17 protein-coding genes and 1 tRNA gene are annotated in these 19,111 nt (G+C 51.8%); 7 read left to right on the top strand and 11 right to left on the bottom strand.

Features of this window, described 5'->3' with window-relative positions:
- Positions 1-44: 44 nt before the first annotated feature.
- Positions 45-746: an N-acetylmannosamine-6-phosphate 2-epimerase gene (locus tag J1C60_RS16335; RefSeq protein WP_128176090.1), complete on the bottom strand. Its 702-nt coding sequence runs from the start codon at positions 744-746 to the stop codon at positions 45-47.
- Positions 743-2,299: a maltose/glucose-specific PTS transporter subunit IIC gene (locus J1C60_RS16330; protein WP_128176092.1), complete on the bottom strand. Its 1,557-nt coding sequence runs from the start codon at positions 2,297-2,299 to the stop codon at positions 743-745. Before J1C60_RS16330 ends, J1C60_RS16335 begins: the two co-directional genes overlap by 4 nt.
- A gap of 171 nt (positions 2,300-2,470) precedes the next feature.
- On the opposite strand from J1C60_RS16330, the gene J1C60_RS16325 reads away from it, so the two are divergent.
- Together J1C60_RS16325 and J1C60_RS16320 are read left to right on the top strand one after the other, a co-directional pair.
- The gene (locus J1C60_RS16325; RefSeq protein ID WP_128176240.1) at positions 2,471-3,298 is read left to right on the top strand and encodes a MurR/RpiR family transcriptional regulator; all 828 of its coding nucleotides are present in this window, start codon (positions 2,471-2,473) and stop codon (positions 3,296-3,298) included.
- A 164-nt stretch (positions 3,299-3,462) separates the two neighbouring features.
- The gene (locus J1C60_RS16320; protein ID WP_128176094.1) at positions 3,463-4,245 is read left to right on the top strand and encodes a GntR family transcriptional regulator; all 783 of its coding nucleotides are present in this window, start codon (positions 3,463-3,465) and stop codon (positions 4,243-4,245) included.
- 6 nt (positions 4,246-4,251) lie between these two features.
- On the opposite strand, the gene J1C60_RS16315 is transcribed toward J1C60_RS16320, so the two are convergent.
- Both J1C60_RS16315 and J1C60_RS16310 read right to left on the bottom strand, forming a co-directional pair.
- Positions 4,252-5,121, bottom strand: coding sequence for an N-acetylmannosamine kinase (locus J1C60_RS16315; protein ID WP_128176096.1), 870 nt, complete (start codon positions 5,119-5,121; stop codon positions 4,252-4,254).
- Positions 5,118-5,816: an N-acetylmannosamine-6-phosphate 2-epimerase gene (locus J1C60_RS16310; RefSeq protein WP_128176098.1), complete on the bottom strand. Its 699-nt coding sequence runs from the start codon at positions 5,814-5,816 to the stop codon at positions 5,118-5,120. The genes J1C60_RS16315 and J1C60_RS16310 overlap by 4 nt, the downstream gene beginning before the upstream one ends.
- A gap of 335 nt (positions 5,817-6,151) precedes the next feature.
- Between J1C60_RS16310 and J1C60_RS16305 the strand changes: the two genes are divergently transcribed.
- The 5 genes from J1C60_RS16305 to J1C60_RS16285 all read left to right on the top strand — a co-directional run bounded on the left by J1C60_RS16305 (position 6,152) and on the right by J1C60_RS16285 (position 11,387).
- On the top strand, positions 6,152-7,165 hold the full coding sequence (locus J1C60_RS16305) for a Gfo/Idh/MocA family protein (protein WP_128176100.1): 1,014 nt from the start codon (positions 6,152-6,154) through the stop codon (positions 7,163-7,165).
- A gap of 28 nt (positions 7,166-7,193) precedes the next feature.
- Entirely contained in the window at positions 7,194-8,462 is a 1,269-nt protein-coding gene (locus J1C60_RS16300) for an ABC transporter substrate-binding protein (protein ID WP_128176102.1), read from the top strand.
- Positions 8,463-8,530: 68 nt separating this feature from the next.
- The gene (locus tag J1C60_RS16295; protein WP_128176104.1) at positions 8,531-9,391 is read left to right on the top strand and encodes a carbohydrate ABC transporter permease; all 861 of its coding nucleotides are present in this window, start codon (positions 8,531-8,533) and stop codon (positions 9,389-9,391) included.
- Positions 9,384-10,211 (top strand): carbohydrate ABC transporter permease, encoded by an 828-nt coding sequence (locus J1C60_RS16290; RefSeq protein ID WP_128176106.1) that lies wholly within the window; start codon positions 9,384-9,386, stop codon positions 10,209-10,211. The genes J1C60_RS16295 and J1C60_RS16290 overlap by 8 nt, the downstream gene beginning before the upstream one ends.
- Before the next feature lie 24 nt (positions 10,212-10,235).
- Positions 10,236-11,387: an ABC transporter ATP-binding protein gene (locus tag J1C60_RS16285; RefSeq protein ID WP_128176108.1), complete on the top strand. Its 1,152-nt coding sequence runs from the start codon at positions 10,236-10,238 to the stop codon at positions 11,385-11,387.
- Positions 11,388-11,895: 508 nt separating this feature from the next.
- Here the strand turns inward: J1C60_RS16285 and J1C60_RS16280 are convergent.
- The 7 genes from J1C60_RS16280 to J1C60_RS16250 form a co-directional block, all read right to left on the bottom strand.
- A complete protein-coding gene (locus tag J1C60_RS16280; protein WP_128176110.1) occupies positions 11,896-13,158 on the bottom strand; it encodes a tyrosine-type recombinase/integrase in 1,263 nt (420 codons plus the stop codon).
- A gap of 160 nt (positions 13,159-13,318) precedes the next feature.
- Positions 13,319-13,394, bottom strand: a tRNA-Phe gene (locus J1C60_RS16275).
- A 166-nt stretch (positions 13,395-13,560) separates the two neighbouring features.
- Positions 13,561-14,622, bottom strand: a complete 1,062-nt coding sequence (locus J1C60_RS16270; RefSeq protein WP_128176112.1) for a methyltransferase — start codon at positions 14,620-14,622, stop codon at positions 13,561-13,563.
- A 313-nt stretch (positions 14,623-14,935) separates the two neighbouring features.
- Positions 14,936-15,514, bottom strand: coding sequence for a division control transcriptional repressor DicD (gene dicD / locus J1C60_RS16265; protein WP_128176114.1), 579 nt, complete (start codon positions 15,512-15,514; stop codon positions 14,936-14,938).
- A 64-nt stretch (positions 15,515-15,578) separates the two neighbouring features.
- Positions 15,579-17,282: a protein-disulfide reductase DsbD gene (locus J1C60_RS16260; protein ID WP_128176116.1), complete on the bottom strand. Its 1,704-nt coding sequence runs from the start codon at positions 17,280-17,282 to the stop codon at positions 15,579-15,581.
- Positions 17,258-17,581, bottom strand: coding sequence for a divalent cation tolerance protein CutA (gene cutA, locus J1C60_RS16255; protein ID WP_128176118.1), 324 nt, complete (start codon positions 17,579-17,581; stop codon positions 17,258-17,260). Before cutA ends, J1C60_RS16260 begins: the two co-directional genes overlap by 25 nt.
- A gap of 108 nt (positions 17,582-17,689) precedes the next feature.
- Positions 17,690-18,991 carry an anaerobic C4-dicarboxylate transporter gene (locus tag J1C60_RS16250; protein ID WP_128176120.1) on the bottom strand — a complete coding sequence of 434 codons (1,302 nt, stop codon included), beginning with the start codon at positions 18,989-18,991 and terminating at the stop codon, positions 17,690-17,692.
- Positions 18,992-19,111: the final 120 nt, after the last annotated feature.

Below are 19,111 nucleotides of genomic sequence, written 5' to 3'. Positions count from 1 at the left end.
ATTGACTCAACCGAGGGGGACGATTGAGCCAATCACCGCCATGGTTACGCTGGCGGCGTAGCCATGGCGTTTACGAAGCGGCGTGTGATTTGTTGCGGACGTGTGATCGCTCCGCCAACCACAACCGCATGAGCGCCTAGCCTCAGACAGTGTGCGGCCATCTCTGGTGTCTCAACGTTTCCTTCAGCGATTACGGGTACGTCAACATTGGACAGCACATCGCGAAGAAACTGGTAATCATTGTCTGCCAGACTCAGTCCCTTACTTTCAGATGTATATCCGTGCAGTGTTGTACCAATACAGTCAAATCCGAGTTCCGATGCGTGAAATGCCTCTTCGACCGTGGCAATGTCAGCCATCAGTAAAAGGTCCGGATAGCGTTCGCGAATCGTGGCTACCAGCTCCGGTAATTGCAATTCACCAGGTCGCGTATGGCTGGTTGCATCCATGGCAATCATCTGAGGGTTTGCGATCATTAATTCATCGACTTCTTTAAGTGTAGCGGTAATAAAAACATCACTTCCAGGATAGTCCCGCTTGAGGATCGCGATAACGGGTAAGTCAACCGTGTCCATAATTTTCTGTACGTCAAGCAGGCTGTTTGCCCTGATAGCGGCAGCCCCGCCCTTAACGGCAGCAACGGCCATTCTTGACATGATAAATGGGCTATGCAACGGTTCATTTTCCAACGCCTGACAGGAGACGATGAGTTTTCCCTGAATCAGCGACAGCATGGATGACTTCATAGTGCGAGTAACTCCTCAACTTCATTTTTTATAATAGTAACGTGAGGTCCATAAATGACCTGTACGCCGTTGCCACGTACGATGACTGCCCGTGCCCCCGTACCTTTCAGTAACACTTCATCTACTTTGCTCCCGTCAACAAGCGTAATACGCAAGCGGGTAGCGCAGCAGTCCAGCTCAGCGATGTTCTCTTTACCCCCGAGTGCGGTAATAACCTGCTGTGGACGTTCGCCTGACTGAATCTGTGCGCTTTCAACACCGGCTTCTTCACGACCAGGGGTTTTAAAATTGAAGCGGGTTATGACAACGCGGAAAGTGATGTAGTACAGGAAGAACCATGGAATACCAACCAGAGGAACGTATAACCAGTTAGTTTTATCCTCTCCCTGCAACACGCCAAACAGGATGAAATCGATAAGCCCGCCTGAGAATGTTTGGCCGATAGTGATATGCAGAATATGTGCAATCATGAACGCCAGACCGTCAAACACCGCATGGATGACGTACAGCACCGGCGCAACGAACAGGAAAGAGAACTCAATAGGCTCAGTGATACCCGTCAGGAACGAGGTGAGTGCCGCAGACAACAACAGACCGGCCACGAGTTTACGGTTCTCAGGTTTGGCGGTGTGGTACATCGCAAGGCATGCACCAACTAGGCCGAACATCATGGTAATGAAACGCCCGGACATAAAACGCGAGGTACCGACATAGAACTGGTGCGTATTGGGATCGGCAAGTTGAGCGAAGAAGATGCGTTGTGTGCCTTCAACCAACTGTCCGTTGACTATTTCGCTACCGCCCAGAGCCGTCGTCCAGAATGGCAGATAGAAAATATGATGCAGGCCGAACGGACCTATCATACGCAGTACAAAACCATAGATGAAGGTGCCAAAGTAGCCGGTTGCATCAACAAGACTACCCAGACCGAAAATCAGTTTCTGGAAATGAGGCCAGATGATAGTCATCGCAGCACCAACCAGAATGGCGATCAGTGAACTGATAATCGGTACGAAGCGTGACCCTCCGAAGAAACCCAGAAACTGTGGCAACGCGATTTTGTTATATCTGTTATGCAGCAGCGAGGTGACAAGTCCAATCACCACGCCACCAAACACCCCTGTCTCCAGCGTCTGAATGCCCAGCGCCATACCCTGACCCACTGAACTCAGGTTAGCCGCTGCCAGCACTCCGGTCAGTTTAAGTAATGCATTAATAGTGGCATTCATCACCAGATAGGCCAGCAGAGAAGCGAGACCGGCGGTACCTTTATCACTTTTTGCCAGCCCGACTGCCACCCCGACTGCGAACAGCACGGCGAGATTGGCAAAGACCACCGATCCCGCGCTCGCCATAATAGTAAAGACGCCCTGTAGCCAGGCAACGTCAAGGAAAGGGTATGCCTTAATAGTATTTGGGTTTGAAAGTGCACCACCAATACCAAGTAACAACCCGGCCGCAGGCAGGACGGCAATGGGGAGCATAAAGGATTTCCCGAAACGCTGTGCTTTCTCGAACCAGCCCCCCGAAGAGGTACCGCTGAAAAGTGACATTTTTTTTCCTCAGTAAATAGTATTGGTGAAAATTATTACCACAATATATTTTAAGTGGTGAAAATTAACATCAACTTTTTGACAGATCTCACATCTTAGCGAATCTGCTGGCGTTGTCGGGGGGCTTTCCGCCACACTATGCCGTGAGTCGAGAGAATAGATATGGGTCTGATGATGGAAAATGAGAATATCTTGCTGCATTTGCGGCAAGGCCTGCCGGGCTATAGTCCGACACTGCAAAGACTCGGGGATTTTATTCTCTCCGGGCCCCAGAAAGTGCTGTATCTGACCATCACTGAACTGGCGAGAGAGAGTGAAACCAGTGAAGCGAGCGTGACCCGACTGTGCCGTCACTTAGGTTGTAAAGGGTATACCGAGTTTAAAATGGCGATGGCCCTGGACATTCAACAGAATCAGCCAGATGCCCCGGTCGGGGGGGACAGTATTGGCGAGCTGGTTGAAGAGTCCGTGCAGGCACTGAGAGATACCGGTAAATTTATCAATCGTGAGGTACTACGACAGGCAGGAACTACCTTGCATGAAGCGACATCAGTACAAATTTATGGCGTGGCGGCCAGTGCCATCACCGGGGACTATCTGCACTACAGATTACTCCGGTTGGGCAAAGCCGCCCTGATGTTTAACGATATGCACCGTGCCGCGATGAACGCATCCACGCTCAGAGAGGGGGATCTGGTTATTGCTATTTCCAGCTCCGGCTCGACTAAAGACCTGTTGCATGTGGTCAGGCTTGCCAAAAAACGCAAAGCACGCGTGCTGATGCTGAGTAATACACTGCGTAGTCCACTGGGTGATCTGGCTGATATGCTGCTGGTTGCTGCCAGACCAGAAGGGCCACTGAGTGCGGGATCGCTGAGCGCCAAGGTTGGTGCGATGCTGCTGGTCGAGGTTTTGGTCGGGGAACTCATTACGCACGACAACCGGTACATTACAGCAAGTCAGCAGACGGCCAGTGCAACCCTGCCAATGCTTATTTGAAGCTCATTAGTGCAATGCCTGACCTGATAGAGTAAATCATTCATTGTATGATTGCCTGTCATTGTGGCCTACAGCCATACCAGATGATACCAGTTGGATAAAAGAGTATCATCAGCGCTATGCCGGACTGGTAACATCAGGTAATCTTCTGGTATGTATGGGGAATGGATGGTAAAGGCGTGGAACGAAAATTCATTGAGACACTGAAAACGTATTGTGACGATGCGAATCGTGGGGCCGGACCACTTTATCTGCGCCTGGAGAGAGGGTTTCGTGACATGATCAGCCGTGGTGAGCTCAAAGCGGGTTATGCCATCCCCAGTGAACGTGAACTTTCAGAGCAACTGAACTTATCCAGAGTCACGGTACGGCGCGCATTAAGTGAGCTGGCAAACGCACAGGTCATCGTGCAGCGACGTGGGGCACGCAGCACCGTTGCCGGAAGGGTAGAAAAACCACTCTCATCGCTGACCAGCTTTAGTGAAGATATGATTTCACGCGGTTATCAGCCCGGTGGCCGCTGGCTGGAGAAGGAGCTTACGTACGCTTCTCCCTCCGAGATTATTGCCCTGAATCTGTCTCCCGGAGCTCTGGTATGGCGGCTTAAGCGCCTGCGTACCGTCGACGACCGGCCGATGGCAGTGGAAATCGCGGTGGTGCCGCAGATGTTTATTCCTGATATGGATGAACTGAGCGATTCATTGTATGCCGTGCTCCAGCTACACGGTTTCATGCCGGCACGTGCGTTACAGCGCATTCGGGCTGAGCCGCTAAATCGCGATCACAGCCAGTTGCTGGATATGCCAGTACATAGTCCGGCGCTGCACGTTGAGCGTCACTGCTACCTTGAGGATGGTCGCCCGATTGAATATACCCATACCTGGTATCGAGGCGACAGTTACGATTTTCTTGTTGAGCTCCAGCGCGACATCTCGACGGGTATGTAACGATTGTTACTGGTGTTGTGCCCAGTCAGCAACACCCAGTAACCCAGCATCGCCGCCTCCCAGTGCGGGAGTTACCGGCAGCTTAAACAGCTCAGGAAGCTCCTGCAGCGCCTTTTGCACTCGGGCAAGCATACCATCTGCCAGACCCACGCTTCCCCCAATCACCACCTCTTCAATATCGACAACCATCAGCGTATCGGCTATCGCCTGGGCGACCGCTCTGGCGGCGTTATTAAGAATGGCGTCGGCCTGCGGGTTTGTACCGGCCAGCGCAAAAAGCTGGCGGCTGTTTAAAGGGCGTCCGAAGAGTGCCGAGGCCTGTCGCGCCAGCGCGGTACCGGACGCAACGTGTTCCAGACAACCGGTACGGCCGCAACCGCAGGTGCCTGATTTCGGGTCCATTGGTGCGATGTTCACCGTCGCATGGCCGATATGCCCGGAGAGTCCGTGCGGACCAATACGCAGTTTCCCGTCACAAATCAGCCCTCCGCCGACACCGGTAGAAAGCGTGATAAATAGCAGGTTAGCGCGTTGCTCGCGGCGTGGCAGAAACTCTCCCCACGCTGCGGCCTGCGCATCATTCAGCATGATAACCGGACAGTTAAACTGCTGCTCTAACACCAGTCCGAGGGGAAAGCCTTTCCAGAACGGGATCGTGTTCTGATTCACCGACCAGACACATCCCTCCCGCAGGTAACCCGTAGCCGCTACCGCGACGCGTTCGATCGGATAATCCGACTGCGTGACTTCACGAAGTGCGGTAAGAAACCCCGTTTCATCGTGGCGCATGGCGACCTGCCGACGGTCAATGCAGCGTTGACCCTCGATCCAGGCTGCGGAAAGCTTGGTGCCACCAATATCCAGAGCCAGGATCATGCTGACGTTCTCCCGTTAACAACCGCGGCGAGGGCGCTGTTGTACCACTCAGTAATATGTTCAACACGCGTGATAGCCGAACCCACTGTTACCGCAAAGGCTCCGGCCTGAAGCGCCGCCGCCGCATGAGCGGGAGTCCGGGTACGGCCTTCGGCCATAACACGATAACCACGCCCGGCCAGTTGCGCAATAAGTTCGAGATCCGGATGTTCCATTGGCTGATCCGAGGTCCCGGCGGTGTAACCGGAGAGCGTCGTGCCAATCAAATCGAATCCCAGCTCTGCGGCTGCGATACCCTCCGCTAACGTTGAGCAATCGGCCATTACCAGCACGCCGGACTGACGGGCAAGCCGGTAAAGTTCTGCAACGGCTACCGGACGGGGACGCGCCGTAGCGTCAATCGCAATGATACTGGCTCCGGCAGCAATCAGGGCTGATACATCGTTCAGGAAGGGGGTGATGCGCACTGGCGAATCGTCCAGATCGCGCTTAACAATCCCGATAACGGGAATATCCAGGTGTCTGGAAACCTGACGGACATTATCCACTCCTTCAATGCGCACCGCGCCGGCTCCGGCCCGTTCCGCACTGCGCGCCATCGCGACCACGATATCTGTGCGGTCCATCGGCCCATCGGTTACCGGCTGGCAAGATACAACCAGCCGATCTTTGAGTCGATTTATGTCAATCGCCATTTTTTCACTCCTGTTGGTTTTGTCATTGCCAAATAGATAATCATAATAATACCAGATGTGTAAATTGGTATTTTAATATAATACTTCACGCACCGTGATGGTGCTCTAAGTTTGATCGGAAGCACCATAAATGTGCTGGACAAGACTAAAAAGGAGGCAGTATAACAGGTTAAATATGTTGCAATAATGCACCTGAAAATGTTAATTGCATTGATTTTAAAGGATTTTAAATGCTTGGTATTAATCTGGCATTGTTCTGGCATGTTAATTGAATTACCGAACAGGTTGCAGGAAGCGTTACACAATTTTTCAAACCCGGTACTGAGGAAAGTGAAATGACAGACAGCGTGATTAAAGTGTGCGTCATCGGCGCAGGTTTCATGGGGGCAATGCATGCCAGAATCTGGCAGCAGATGTACGGCGTAGAGGTGGTTGGCGTGGCCGATCCGGACTTATCCCGCAGCGAAGCGCTGAAGGAGTGGATCCCACAGTTGAACTGCTATGAAGATTTCAACCAGATGCTGGAGCAGGAAAAACCGGCCATCGTAAGTATCTGCACCAAAGATGACTTCCATCTTGCCCCCGCGCTGGCGGCGGCTAAAGTGGGGGCCCATATTTTTCTCGAAAAACCGATCGCAGCCACAATGGAAGATGGCGAAGCCATCATCCGGGCAGCGCGTGACGCCGGTGTGAAGCTGGGGATTGGCTTCTTGCTGCGCTTCGATCCGCGCTACTCCCGTGCCCAGGAAATCCTGGCGACCGGCAGTGCAGGAGAAGTGAGCCATATCACCGCCCGGCGCAACAGTCCTGCGATTGAAGGCCCGGCCCGTTACGGCGGCAGCCTGCCGTTGCCGCTGCACGTCACCGTTCACGACGTCGATATGATCCTCTGGCTGCTGAAGCACACCAGCCCGGTAAGTGTTTATGCGCAGACCACTAACAAACTGCTGGGTCATCTGGGTACAGAGGATTCAGTCTTCGCCATCATCCGCTTCGACGATGGCACCGTGGTGAATCTGGAAAGCTCGTGGGCGCTGCCAGCGGGTTCACGCACGCTGCTTGACGCCAAAATGACGATTCTTTCGACCAAGGGGCTGATTGAAATTGAATGTGGGGAGTCCGGTCTGTATCACGCCTCTGAAAACATGAACCGCTATATCGACACCCAGCACTGGCCGCTGAGTCAGGGGGAGATCAAAGGCGATCTGCGCGAGGAACTGATGGCATTCCTGGCCGATGTTCGCAGCGGATCGACCAGTGTGGCAACCGGCGAAGAGGCTAACGAAGCCCTGCGCATTACCCTTGCCATTATGGACTCTGCCCGTACCGGAGAAATCGTCCGGGTCTGACATTCTGACTGAATAACCAGGTGATGAGATGAGCATAAAGAAAATCGCTATCGCAGGTATTATCAGCACCTTGCTGCTGGCGGGTCACGCCAGCGCGCAGGAAACCATTCGTGTCCTGCTGGAAGGCCACAGTACCAGCGATTCCATAAAAGCATTATTACCGGAGTTTGAAAAAGAGACCGGTATTAAGGTCCAGGCTGAGATTGTGCCCTACAGCGATCTGACCTCCAAAGCCCTGCTGGCCTTCTCCTCGCACAGCGGACGTTATGACGTCGTCATGGACGACTGGGTTCATGCTGTCGGTTATGCCTCGGCAGGCTACATTGTTCCCGTCGATAAGTGGATGAAGAGTGATACCGCATTTTATGACAGTGCGGATTTCGTTCCGAGCTATGCCGGGACGCTGCGGTATAAAGAGGGTTACTACGGGCTGCCGGTTTACGGCGAAAGTACCTTCCTGATGTACCGCAAAGATCTCTTTGCGCAGTACGGTATTGCAGTACCGAAAACCTTTGATGATCTGACGGCTGCGGCGAAGACCATCAAAGAAAAAACCAACGGTCAGGTAGCCGGTATCACCCTGCGCGGAGCTCAGGGAATTCAGAATACCTTTGCGTGGGCTGCATTCCTCTGGGGCTACGGCGGTCAATGGATCGACAGTAACGGCAAATCTGCCATCTCATCACCTCAGGCGATTGAGGCGACCAAAGCTTTTGTCAATGTCCTGAAAAATTACGGCCCGATTGGCGCGGCTAACTTTGGCTGGCAGGAAAACCGTCTGGTATTCCAGCAGGGCAAAGCGGCCATGACTATCGACTCAACCGTCAACGGCGGTTTTAACGAAGATCCGAAACAGTCCTCTGTTGTCGGCAAGGTGGGCTACGCGCCGGTACCTGCCCAGCCTGGCGATCATCCGGGTAACAGCGGTGCACTTCAGGTACATGGCCTGTATATCTCCAGTGACAGCAAGAACCAGGATGCCGCCTGGAAGTTTATCAGCTGGGCGACCAACAAGCAGACACAGGTGAAGTCGGTGGAACTGAACCCGAACGCAGGTGTGAGCTCGCTAAGCGCCATTAACAGCGATGCTTTCACCCGGCGCTACGGTGCTTTCAAAGATGGCATGCTGGCGGCTCTGAAGAATGGTAATGCGAAGTACCTGCCGACCGTTCCGCAGTCCACGCAGATCATCAACATTACAGGCATCGCCCTGTCCGAAGCGCTGGCCGGTACGCAGTCAGTTGAAAGCGCGCTGAAGGCAGCCAACACCCGTAACGATAAAGCGTTGTCCCGTTAACCATTTTCAGCCGGTGCGTTCGTGCGCACCGGCTGAAGTGAATTCCTTACGCAGGTCCAGGTAAAACTATGAAAGCAAAACTCACGCAGCAGGCGTTTACTCTGCCGTTACTGGTTGTATTGCTGCTGGTTTCGTTCTACACGCTGGGTTACGCCATCTATTTATCCGTCTATGATATCGATCTGATGTCGCCACCGCCGTTTGATTTTATCGGCCTGGCGAACTTTATCGAGGTGCTGAAAGAACCACGCATGTGGCTCTCTCTGTGGCACACGCTGGTGTATGTCGCGGGCTCCACGGTAGCTGAGCTGGTGCTTGGCAGCGCCATCGCGCTGTTCATCAGCCGCGACTTTGTCGGCCGAAAGCTGGTACGCGCGCTGTTACTGTTGCCGATGATTGTCACCCCCATCGTGGCGGGGCTTATCTGGCGTATCTTCTACGATCCTAACGCCGGTTTGTTCAACTGGCTGGCCGGTTTTTTCGGCATCGCACCGATTGACTGGCTAGGCAATACAAGCACAGCAATGGCATCGCTCATCCTCGCAGATATCTGGCAGTGGACGCCGTTCATTATTCTGCTGGTCTCCGCAGGTCTGGATGCGCTGCCAAATGAGCCTCTGGAGGCGGCAGAGCTGGATGGTGCTCGCGGCTGGCGTCTGCTGGCGTTTATTAAGTTGCCGATGATGAAACCGATCATCCTGATGGCGTTGTTTCTGCGCATGATCGACGCCTTCAAATCTTTCGACCTTATCTACGTGATGACCCGCGGGGGCCCGGCGCTCGCAACGGAAACGACCAACATGTATGCCTATCTCACCGGATTCCAGGATTTCCGTATTAGCGCGGCGGTGGTGATTGCCATTATCAATACGCTGCTGGTGATCGCGGTCCTGTCATTTGCCAGTAAAAAGGTGATGAAAGATGAGTGATTCCTTGAAGTTTATCTGCCGGAGAACCGGATTTTACCTCGTGCTGGCCGTGATTCTGGCGTTCTTCCTGTTGCCGATTTACTGGCTGGTGACGATGTCGTTTAAAACCTATATCGACGCCTTTGCCATGCCGCCAAAACTGTGGTTTACGCCGATTCTTGATAACTACAGGCAGGTATTGAGCAACGGCGACTTTATTCGCGCGTTTGGCAACAGCCTGCTGATCTCGCTGGTCTCGACGTTTCTGTGTCTGGTGTTGGGATCGCTGTTTGCCTACGGCCTGGTGTTCTTCATCGAACGAAAGGGGCAGGCTAAGCAGTTCATTATGAGTTTGCGCTATGCGCCAGTGATCATGCTGGTAATACCGGTCTATTACCTGATAACCAAACTGGGAATGACCGACAGCTATCTGGTGCTGATTCTGGTGTACACCGTGGCGAATGTGCCTTTCACCATACTGATGATCGCTACCTTTTTTGACGATATTCCACCTGAGATCCGTGAGGCTGCCCGCGTCGACGGCGCCAGCGAGTGGCGTGTATTCCTGAGCGTTATGCTGCCGCTGGCGCGGACCGGGCTGGCGGCGTCGGGTGTCCTGACGCTGTTCTTTATCTGGAATGAATTCCAGATTGTCCTGACGCTCTCCGGTGACTCCACACAGACGTTACCGGTCGCGATCACTTCATTCCTGACCTTTCAGGGGACGGAGTGGGGGCCGCTGACGGCAGCAGGAACGCTGGTGATGTTGCCGATGCTGGTACTCGGTCTGCTGGTACAAAAACATTTGGTACGCGGTTTAACTATGGGCGGCGTTAAGTAGCTCAGAAGAGAGGAATTGTAAATTATGTCTGGTATACGTCTGAGCAATGTATTTAAGCGCTTCCATGACACGCAGGTCATTAACAAGGTCGATCTGGAAATCAAAAATGGTGAGTTTTGTGTGTTTATCGGGCCATCGGGATGTGGGAAATCGACGCTGTTGCGTATGATCGCCGGGCTGGAAACCATCACTTCAGGAGAGATCTCGATTGGTAATAGGGTGGTGAATCATCTGGCTCCAGCCGATCGCGGCGTGGCGATGGTGTTTCAGAGCTATGCGCTTTATCCGCACATGACTATTTATGACAACATGGCATTTAATCTGAAGCTGGCGAAAACCGAACCGGCTGAAATTGAACGCCGCGTTATGAATGCGGCGAAAATTCTGCAACTTGAGCCGCTGTTACAGCGTCTGCCGAAGGCGCTTTCCGGTGGTCAGCGCCAGCGTGTGGCCATCGGGCGGGCTATCGTTCGCGCGCCCGATGTTTTCCTGTTCGATGAACCGTTGTCTAACCTTGATGCTTCACTGCGCGTCGCAACGCGTGTGGAAATTGCCAAACTGCATCATCAGCTTGGCAACACTATGATCTATGTGACTCACGATCAGGTCGAAGCCATGACGCTGGCGGATAAGATTGTGCTGTTGAACAGCGGTGCGGCCATGCTGAATGAAGGTTCGATAGCGCAGGTCGGTCATCCGCTGGAGTTATATCACCATCCGGTGAATGAATTTGTGGCCGGATTTATCGGTTCACCGAAGATGAATTTCCTGCCGGGCGAACTGGTGAAGAACGGTACGCAAGATTCACAGGTCCGGTTGGGGCAGGGGCATACTGGAGCCAAAATCGAGGTGCAAGTGAATACTTCTGTGGCTCATTCAGGTGAAAGGGTTAAGGTGGGCATCCGCCCTGAACATCTGCGGCTTTGCAACAAGGCTGAGGCTCATTTAATCGGTAAAATTCAGCATATTGAACATCTGGGTGAGGCTGCTTACTTCTATGTCGCCGTAGAGGGTTTTGAACCGATGCTGGTGCGACACTCCGAGGAGCTGGAACTGGCGTTGGGGGATGATGTGGGACTTATGATACCTGCTCAGCATGCGCATTTGTTTGATAATAAAGGTGTCGCCTTCCGGCGTACTGCATCGGCAGTACAGAAGCAGTTTGCGACTGTATAAGAGTTAAATAAAATTTTCTCGAAATAAATGCCGGGCCTGTACCCGGCATTTATATTGGTTATTAAATTTGAATAATTCCATGTTTTCATAAGGCACAGGATTGGAAATATTTTCACTCATATGCAGCTATAAGGGAAACAGGCCCAACTAGCGTTCTATTGGGGCTGTTTCCACCATGGTTACGGCGGTGCACCGGCTAAGCTTGCCTAGTGTGATAGAGCCTATGGGGTCTGAGACGCAGGTGGTCGTTCGTGGTCCGGGTGTAAGGACTGAAGCTATTGCTGAATTAAATCAGGATTTGGTTTGTGTTTTCCGGGAAAGAATTTCAGCCCTGCCGGGAGAGATAATTTATGTCACTCCTGAGGTGGATAACGTTCATTTGTTTGATACCGATAGCGGCATGCGCCTTAATGTTGGCAGGTAATCGTATTTACGGCGTCAGGTAAGGCGAATTGCTGTACAGGCCTGGGGATTGTAAGTCCCCGGGCCTGTACTATGAGCCTGACGGTCAGGCAATTCTATATTGCCTTGCATACAAATACGGCGGGGTGAAGCCCTCACGATTTATTTCAAGGTAATCAGACCACCATTGCATCATTTCCATCCGGGCTTCCAGATGTTGAGCTTTATGGATATAGGCAGCCCGAACTCCATTGCGTTCTTTGTGGCTCATCTGCCGCTCAATCGCATCTTCTGACCACAGACCACTTTCGTTAAGGGCGCTACAGGCCATCGTCCTGAATCCGTGACCGCATACCTCTGTCCGGGTATCGTAGCCAATAGTTCGCAGTGCTTTGTTGATGGTATTTTCGCTCATAGGTTTAGCTGGAGAGCGCACGCTCGGGAAAACAAATACCGAATCTCCGGTCAGTGCTTTAATTTGTTTCAGCAGGGCGATAGCCTGTCGTGATAGTGGTACCAGATGCTCATCTTTCATTTTTGCACCTCGTTCTGAGAATCTTACGCCTTCAACGGCCATACGTTTCGCGGGGACAGCCCAGATGCGGGCTTTAAGATTGAATTCATCCCATCGGGCAAGGCGTAGCTCGCTGGATCTCAGGAAGACGTGCAGATTTATCTCCAGCGCGAGGCGTGTCAAAAGATGCCCTTTGTAGTGACCGATATTTTCCAGCAGTTCAGGTAGGTGTCGCAGTGGCAATGCAGGGAGATGTCGTGTAATCCTTGGGTTCACAATGCCGTTCAGATCAATCGCTGGATTGTATTTGATCAATCCCTGCTGTACTGCGTAACGCAAAATTTTGGTCAGATACTGTTTCATTCTCCCGGCAACGTCATGGACACCCTTGTCGTCAATGGATTTAACCAATTGTGCCAGATGACGGGTTTCAATTGTAGCAATGTCCATTACACCAATCTCATCAGAGAACGCATAGCGTTGCAGGCAAGTCATGATTTTATCCGCATGGCCCTGCGACCAGAGACTCCGGCTACCGGAGTGCCATGCCCTGGCGATATGGTTGAATGTTCTGTTCTGAGCTGTGGTTTTTTTCGCAGATTCACGAGGAGAGGAAGGGCAGATACCTGAGGCAAGCAACTTACGTCCTGCATCACGTTTTTCACGGGCTTCAGCCAGAGAGACTTCTGGATAAGCACCAAAGGCAAGACGAGATTCTTTCCCATTGAAGCGGTAACGGTAATACCACAGGCGCGAACCACCGGGCGATATCAGCAGATAAAGGCCAAGAGCATCAGTTAGCTTGTATGATTTTTCGAGAGATTTTGCTGAGCGGATTTTGCTGTCAGTTAACATGTGAGGGTCACTCCAGTTGTCGAACTGAATGACCCGCAATCTGACCCCAAATTTTCCAGATACGAAGGGATAAATCAAAACGTATCAGAAAGAGTTTTCACCCCAACCTGTTGAATTACAACATTACAGGAATTCATAGGAAGGCATAAAAAAAGAATAGTGGTGCCCGGACTCGGAATCGAACCAAGGACACGGGGATTTTCAATCCCCTGCTCTACCGACTGAGCTATCCGGGCAACGAGGCGCATTAAACCGTAAAGGCGTTACGGCGTCAACGAAATTTAAGGAAAAAAGGCGCGTTTGCTCAACTTTACGGCAGATTTTAAGTCAGACGCCCGATTTTGGGATAGTTGTGCAGGCAGGCCAATAATCAAATTGGCCTGCCGCCTATTCATTGCTCAATTACAACGGCTTTACCACCAATAAAGTATGGAAGCCTGGGGTTTTTACTACGCGTTCGATGTGCAGATCGGCTTGTGCAAGTAGTTGCCGATACTCCAGCTCGCTGCGTTCACGCCCATTCAAAAAGGTTAACATCACCAAATCGAGAAATTTAGCGTAATCAGGTTGGTTAGTACTGGTGAGCAGATGTTCAAAAATCAAGAGTTGTCCGTCATTGTGCATCGCCTTGCGGCAGTGACGCAGGATCTGTAATGCTTGTTCATCAGACCAATCGTGCAGAATATGACGCAGAATATAGGTATCGCTGCCCCCTGGAATATGCGTGAAGAAATTTCCACTCTGGCAAGATAAACGCGGATTGCGCGGGGTAGCCTGTTGTTCAACTTCGGCAATCACCTCAGGCAGATCAAAAATAGTGCCCTCAAGCTGCGGGTTAGCGTCCAGTATGCCTGATAAAAATGTTCCCAGCCCGCTACCAATATCAAACAGTTTTCCTGCATGACTGAAGTCGAATGCTGCCAGTGCATCCTCAATGCCGGAAGCAGAATATGATGTCATGGCGCTGGCAAATGTTTTTCTCGTTTTTTCATCCTGTGCCAGATAGCTAAAAAATGGCTGGCCATAAATTTTGTCGAATACCGGCCCATCATGCTTCAAAGCAACATCAAGCTGCTCAAAGCAGCGATTCATCTGCTCCGCCCCCATGAAGCTTGCCCAACCGTTTAGCGAGTCTGGCAGGTCAGTTTTTAGCATTGCACTTAACGGCGTATTGCTATAACCCTCGACGGTTTCGAAAAACAGTCCACAACTTGAAAGGGCTCGTAACAGGCGGCGAAGTGCTTCCGGGCGGCACTCACTCTGCTGTGCCAGCGTGTTTAGATCTAACGTTTGTTCCCCAATGATATCCGCCAGCTTTAAGCGTGCAGCAGCGGTAATGGAATGTACCAGTAGAGATTGCATTCCCAGCATTGACAACAATTGGTTACGCGGTGTTGAATTCATCGGGTCAGTGAACGGCTGCTTGCTATTCGTAGCAGCGTGTTTAATTAAGGTATCGTTCATACACAATAAGCCTGAAATAATGCAGAAGTAATGGGGGAATAAAGCGCGTTGCAGGGTCTAAACGAAGTCATCTCGTTTTGGTTGACGCTCCAATCAACAACGCCGTGTTATCTGCTTATCCTTGCAGGATTAAAGATCCTGGTAGAAAAATGACGGCGATAATTGATGAAAAATGGATTATAAAATAGACAGTTAATTATCGTGCCAGCTAATTCTGACAACAAGCTATATTAGACATTCACCAGCAGATAATAGCGTTTACTTATAGTTTGTTAACCCCGCGTTATCGCGGGGTTTTGCATATCACGCTGACTCAACTGAGTGCGCCATTTCTACGGCAAAGAGCAAACCGCAGCACGTCTTCCGCTAAACGTTGCGCCGTGGCTACATCCTGCACGTTGCGTTTGACCAGCAGCTTACTCAGGCATCCTTCGAGGATAAGTTCCATCTGATCGGCAACCATCGTCGGGTTGTCGGTTTCCAGCTCGTCCAGCAGATCGCGAGTATATTGCCAGGACGCGAGTTTCTGCTGTTCGGCGAGTTGATGAATTGGATTATCCGTCTGCGGATAAAAGCTGCAGGCCGCGATAAACAAACAGCCCGGGAAGCGGCCATTGCCGACGGATTCGGCCAGAGCCTGATAGCGTGCGAGTAACTTTTGTTCCACACTGAGTGTTTCATCCAGCAGCAACTGGCGTCGCCAGGTATCGATTTGCTGCCCGTGAAACCGTAACGCGTCATACAGCAACGCATCACGATCGGGCCAGAAGCGCTGAATCTTCTCAAGCGACATATTAGCGGTGCCTGCCAGCATTTCCAGCGACGTCGTCGCTGCTATTCCATTTTTCTCAAGCACGTTTAGTGCATGCTCAAGTACTTGTTCACGTTGCAAGTGACTCTCCTCTTGAATACGTCTCTTTCCGACGAGATGGCAGAAGGATGCAACCTAGTGTCGGTTACCGCGGCAATTTCTGCAAATGTGTCAGAAAGGCTTCGGCGTTCATCAATCCGGTGATGCGTGAGTTCGGGATCTCATTGCCCTGCGCATCAAAAAACAGAATGGTCGGTAAACCCAATACCCGCAAATGGGTGAGTAAGGCACTATCCGTTTTACTGTTTGCGGTGACGTTTGCTTGCAGCAGTTGAACATTTGTCAGTGCATCCTGAACCTGTCCGTCGCTAAAGGTATACTTCTCAAACTCTTTACAGGCTACGCACCAGTCTGCGTAGAGATCGAGCATACTCACTTTACCGTTGCTGTTATGCAATGCCTGGTCAAGCTGTTGCGCATCAGCAACTGGCGTAAAATTAAGATGCGCTACGCTGGTAACGTTATTATGAGGTGCAAAGGCCCAGTCCTGGAGAGGGCGTACGCTGATCAAGGCTGCCAGGAACAGAACAATCTGGACTATCCGCAATCCTTTTGGTGCGCGAAGGCTGATAATAAAGGCCCAGCCGAAAAACACGACGCCTAACAAACTCCAGAGGCGTAATCCCCATAGATCGCCAATCACCCGCTCCAGCAGAAACACCGGCAGGGCCAGGATAACAAAACCGAATCCTTCTTTAACTGTCTGCATCCACGGGCCGCTTTTCGGCAGAAGTTTATTGCCGAACATTGTAACGGCGATCAATGGGAGCCCCATGCCGAGGGCATAGAGATATAGCGTACCGCCTCCGGCCAGCATATTACCGCTTTGTGCAATATAGAGCAGAATCGCACTGAGCGGTGCAGTGGTACAGGGGGAGCAGATTAAACCTGCCAGCGCACCCATAAGGAATACGCCGGTCAGCGAGCCGCTCTGTTGGCGGTTGCTCCACAGCGTCAGACGTGTTTGTAGCGATGCAGGAAGCTGCAGCGTGAACAAGCCGAACATCGAGAGCGCCAGCAAAATAAACAGGATCGACAGGCCGATAAGAACATAAGGGTGTTGCAACGCCGCCTGAAAGCGCAAGCCTGCTGCAGCCACGACGATCCCCATCAGCGTATAGGTCAGCGCCATACCCTGCACGTAAATCATCGCCAGCGTGAATAAACGAGCCATTGATAAGCGACGATTACCGCCAAGAATAATGCCGGAAATCAGGGGATACATTGGCAGAACGCAGGGAGTGAAAGCCACTCCAATCCCAATCAGTAAGGCCCAAAATGGTGAGAAGGGCAGATGGCTGACGGGGGATGCGATGATCTCTGCGGACGCAGGCTCGGGAGAGGGCGTAGCGGTAACTGCGCTGAGCGGGATATCGCGAGTTTCCGGCGGGTAGCAGAACCCCGCGGATGCACAACCCTGATACGTTACCCGAATACTGGCGTCGGCATCGGCCTGCAGGAGGGTTAAGGGCAGAGCCAGATCCGTAGGAAAGATGACGGTTTTGCCATAAAATTCATCCTCATGTGGTTGGCCGTCCGGTAGCGTAAAGGCGGCCAGTTTCGCGCTGTGTGGCTCAATCTTAATCTGTTGGCGATATAAGTAGTAGCCAGGTTTAACCTGCCAGTTCAGCGTCAATTTGTTATCCTGTTGATTGAAATCGAAGGCAAAAGCCTGATTCACGGGCACAAACTGGCCGCTTGCATGTTGGTCAAACGGTGAAGCACTTGCCAGGGGGCTGAACAGAACGCCCAGCAGAAGGAAAATTAGCGTAGCGATGCGTTGAGCCATGACAGGTAATCACTCTCTCCATGTTGGATCGGTAGGACCAAAAGTTCAGGTGTTTCATAAGGATGCGCTGCTTTAAGCAGGTCGATGAGCGCGTGCTGGTGTGACTGGTCGCTTTTTAGCAGCATCTGAATTTCAGATGCCTGTTCGAGTTTCCCTTCCCAATAGTATAACGAGGTAGCGCCTGGCAGTAATGTCACACAGGCGGCGAGTTTAGTGGCCAGCGCTTCATGAGCAAGCCGCTGCGCGCAGTTTTCATCTGGCGCGGTACAAAGTACCACCACGGCGGTAGATTGGTGCATTATGCTCTCCTTATCCGATAAGTGCAGACTATAGCATGCTGTTAAGCCGCAGGCTTTTACCGGGCATAAATGGGCGGTGATCTCACCGCCGTAAAGGGGGGCGTAAAACTACAAAATAATATTGCCCAGGAGAAAGCCAAATGCGACTGATAGCACGATGGAAATGGTGCCCGGTATCAGAAATGAATGGTTGAAAACGAATTTACCGATACGCGTTGAACCCGTGTCATCCATTTCGACTGCGGCCAATAGCGTAGGATAAGTTGGCAATACAAACAGAGCGGAAACCGCAGCAAAGGAGGCAACAGCGGTTACCGGGGATACGCCTAACAGCAACGCGGCAGGCATCAAAGCCTTAGTTGTGGCGGCTTGCGAGTACAGTAGCGTGGAGGCAAAGAACAGGATCACCGCCAGCATCCACGGGAAATCCTGTAAAAGCTGTCCTGCAACGGTTTGAATATCGCTGATATGTGCTTTCACAAAGGTGTCGCCCAGCCATGCAACGCCCATTACGCATACGCAGGCACTCATTCCGGATTTAAAGGTACTGGCTGAGAGAATCTCGCCAGTATCAACGTTACAACTAAAGCAAATCAACATGGCGATGGTCAGCATAAATACCACAATCGCTTCATTGCGGGGCAGCAGGGGATGTGTAATCAGACCAACGGTATCGCTAATGGCGGTGGCATACAGTACTACGGCGATAATGCCGATCAGAAAAAGTAGCACTGAACGTTTTGCACCCGGTTTTTCCTCGAAGACGGTCGTTCCACGCAGCAGCACTTCACCTTTGCTTAAACGCGCCTGGTAGATAGCATCGTCTTTCAGCTCTTTGCCCAGAAAATTGGTGATGAGTGCGGCAACAAAAATAGCGGCCATGGTGGAAGGAATAGAAACGGCCAGTAGTGCCAGATAGCTGACGCCCTTTGGTTCCAGAATACCAGCAAGGAATACCACCGCAGCCGAAATGGGCGAAGCGGTAATGGCAATCTGTGAGGCAACAACGGCGATAGAGAGCGGCCGTGAAGGACGCACGCCTTGCTCTTTCGCCACTTCGGCTATTACCGGGAGAGTGGAAAAAGCGGTGTGTCCGGTGCCGGCCAATAGCGTCATAAAATAGGTGACCAGCGGGGCGAGAAACGTAATGTAGCGTGGATGCTTACGCAGCAGACGTTCTGCGAGGTTAACCAGATAATCCATACCTCCGGCAACCTGCATTGCAGCGATGGCAGCAATCACGCCCATAATGATTTCGATCACGTCGAACGGAATGGCGCCCGGACTAATTTGTGCTCCCAGCGTTAGCACGAGCACGCCAAAACCACCAGCAAAACCAATACCGATCCCACCCAGCCGTGCACCCAGATAAATGGCCAGCAGGACAATGATCAACTCAACTGTGATCATAGTGTGCTCCTTAGTATTTTTTTGATAAGCAACCGTTAATAAGTTGTATGCAGCAACAACGAAAAAGGCACGTCGCTTTGAGAGCTGACGTGCCTTTCAATGGGCTAGGTTATTTGTGAT

Origin of the sequence: [Pantoea] beijingensis, assembly GCF_022647505.1 — a bacterium.
Lineage (GTDB): Bacteria > Pseudomonadota > Gammaproteobacteria > Enterobacterales > Enterobacteriaceae > Erwinia > Erwinia beijingensis.
Note: the sequence above shows the minus strand (reverse complement) of the source record. Positions and strands in the feature narration are given on the sequence as shown.

Excerpts from the sequence above, each read along its gene's own strand:
- J1C60_RS16335 (WP_128176090.1), bottom strand. The coding sequence starts at position 746 with ATGAAGTCATCCATGCTGTCGCTGATTCAGGGAAAACTCATCGTCTCC.
- J1C60_RS16330 (WP_128176092.1), bottom strand. The coding sequence starts at position 2,299 with ATGTCACTTTTCAGCGGTACCTCTTCGGGGGGCTGGTTCGAGAAAGCA.
- J1C60_RS16325 (WP_128176240.1), top strand. The coding sequence starts at position 2,471 with ATGATGGAAAATGAGAATATCTTGCTGCATTTGCGGCAAGGCCTGCCG.
- J1C60_RS16320 (WP_128176094.1), top strand. The coding sequence starts at position 3,463 with ATGGATGGTAAAGGCGTGGAACGAAAATTCATTGAGACACTGAAAACG.
- J1C60_RS16315 (WP_128176096.1), bottom strand. The coding sequence starts at position 5,121 with ATGATCCTGGCTCTGGATATTGGTGGCACCAAGCTTTCCGCAGCCTGG.
- J1C60_RS16310 (WP_128176098.1), bottom strand. The coding sequence starts at position 5,816 with ATGGCGATTGACATAAATCGACTCAAAGATCGGCTGGTTGTATCTTGC.
- J1C60_RS16305 (WP_128176100.1), top strand. The coding sequence starts at position 6,152 with ATGACAGACAGCGTGATTAAAGTGTGCGTCATCGGCGCAGGTTTCATG.
- J1C60_RS16300 (WP_128176102.1), top strand. The coding sequence starts at position 7,194 with ATGAGCATAAAGAAAATCGCTATCGCAGGTATTATCAGCACCTTGCTG.
- J1C60_RS16295 (WP_128176104.1), top strand. The coding sequence starts at position 8,531 with ATGAAAGCAAAACTCACGCAGCAGGCGTTTACTCTGCCGTTACTGGTT.
- J1C60_RS16290 (WP_128176106.1), top strand. The coding sequence starts at position 9,384 with ATGAGTGATTCCTTGAAGTTTATCTGCCGGAGAACCGGATTTTACCTC.
- J1C60_RS16285 (WP_128176108.1), top strand. The coding sequence starts at position 10,236 with ATGTCTGGTATACGTCTGAGCAATGTATTTAAGCGCTTCCATGACACG.
- J1C60_RS16280 (WP_128176110.1), bottom strand. The coding sequence starts at position 13,158 with ATGTTAACTGACAGCAAAATCCGCTCAGCAAAATCTCTCGAAAAATCA.
- J1C60_RS16270 (WP_128176112.1), bottom strand. The coding sequence starts at position 14,622 with ATGAACGATACCTTAATTAAACACGCTGCTACGAATAGCAAGCAGCCG.
- J1C60_RS16260 (WP_128176116.1), bottom strand. The coding sequence starts at position 17,282 with ATGGCTCAACGCATCGCTACGCTAATTTTCCTTCTGCTGGGCGTTCTG.
- cutA (WP_128176118.1), bottom strand. The coding sequence starts at position 17,581 with ATGCACCAATCTACCGCCGTGGTGGTACTTTGTACCGCGCCAGATGAA.
- J1C60_RS16250 (WP_128176120.1), bottom strand. The coding sequence starts at position 18,991 with ATGATCACAGTTGAGTTGATCATTGTCCTGCTGGCCATTTATCTGGGT.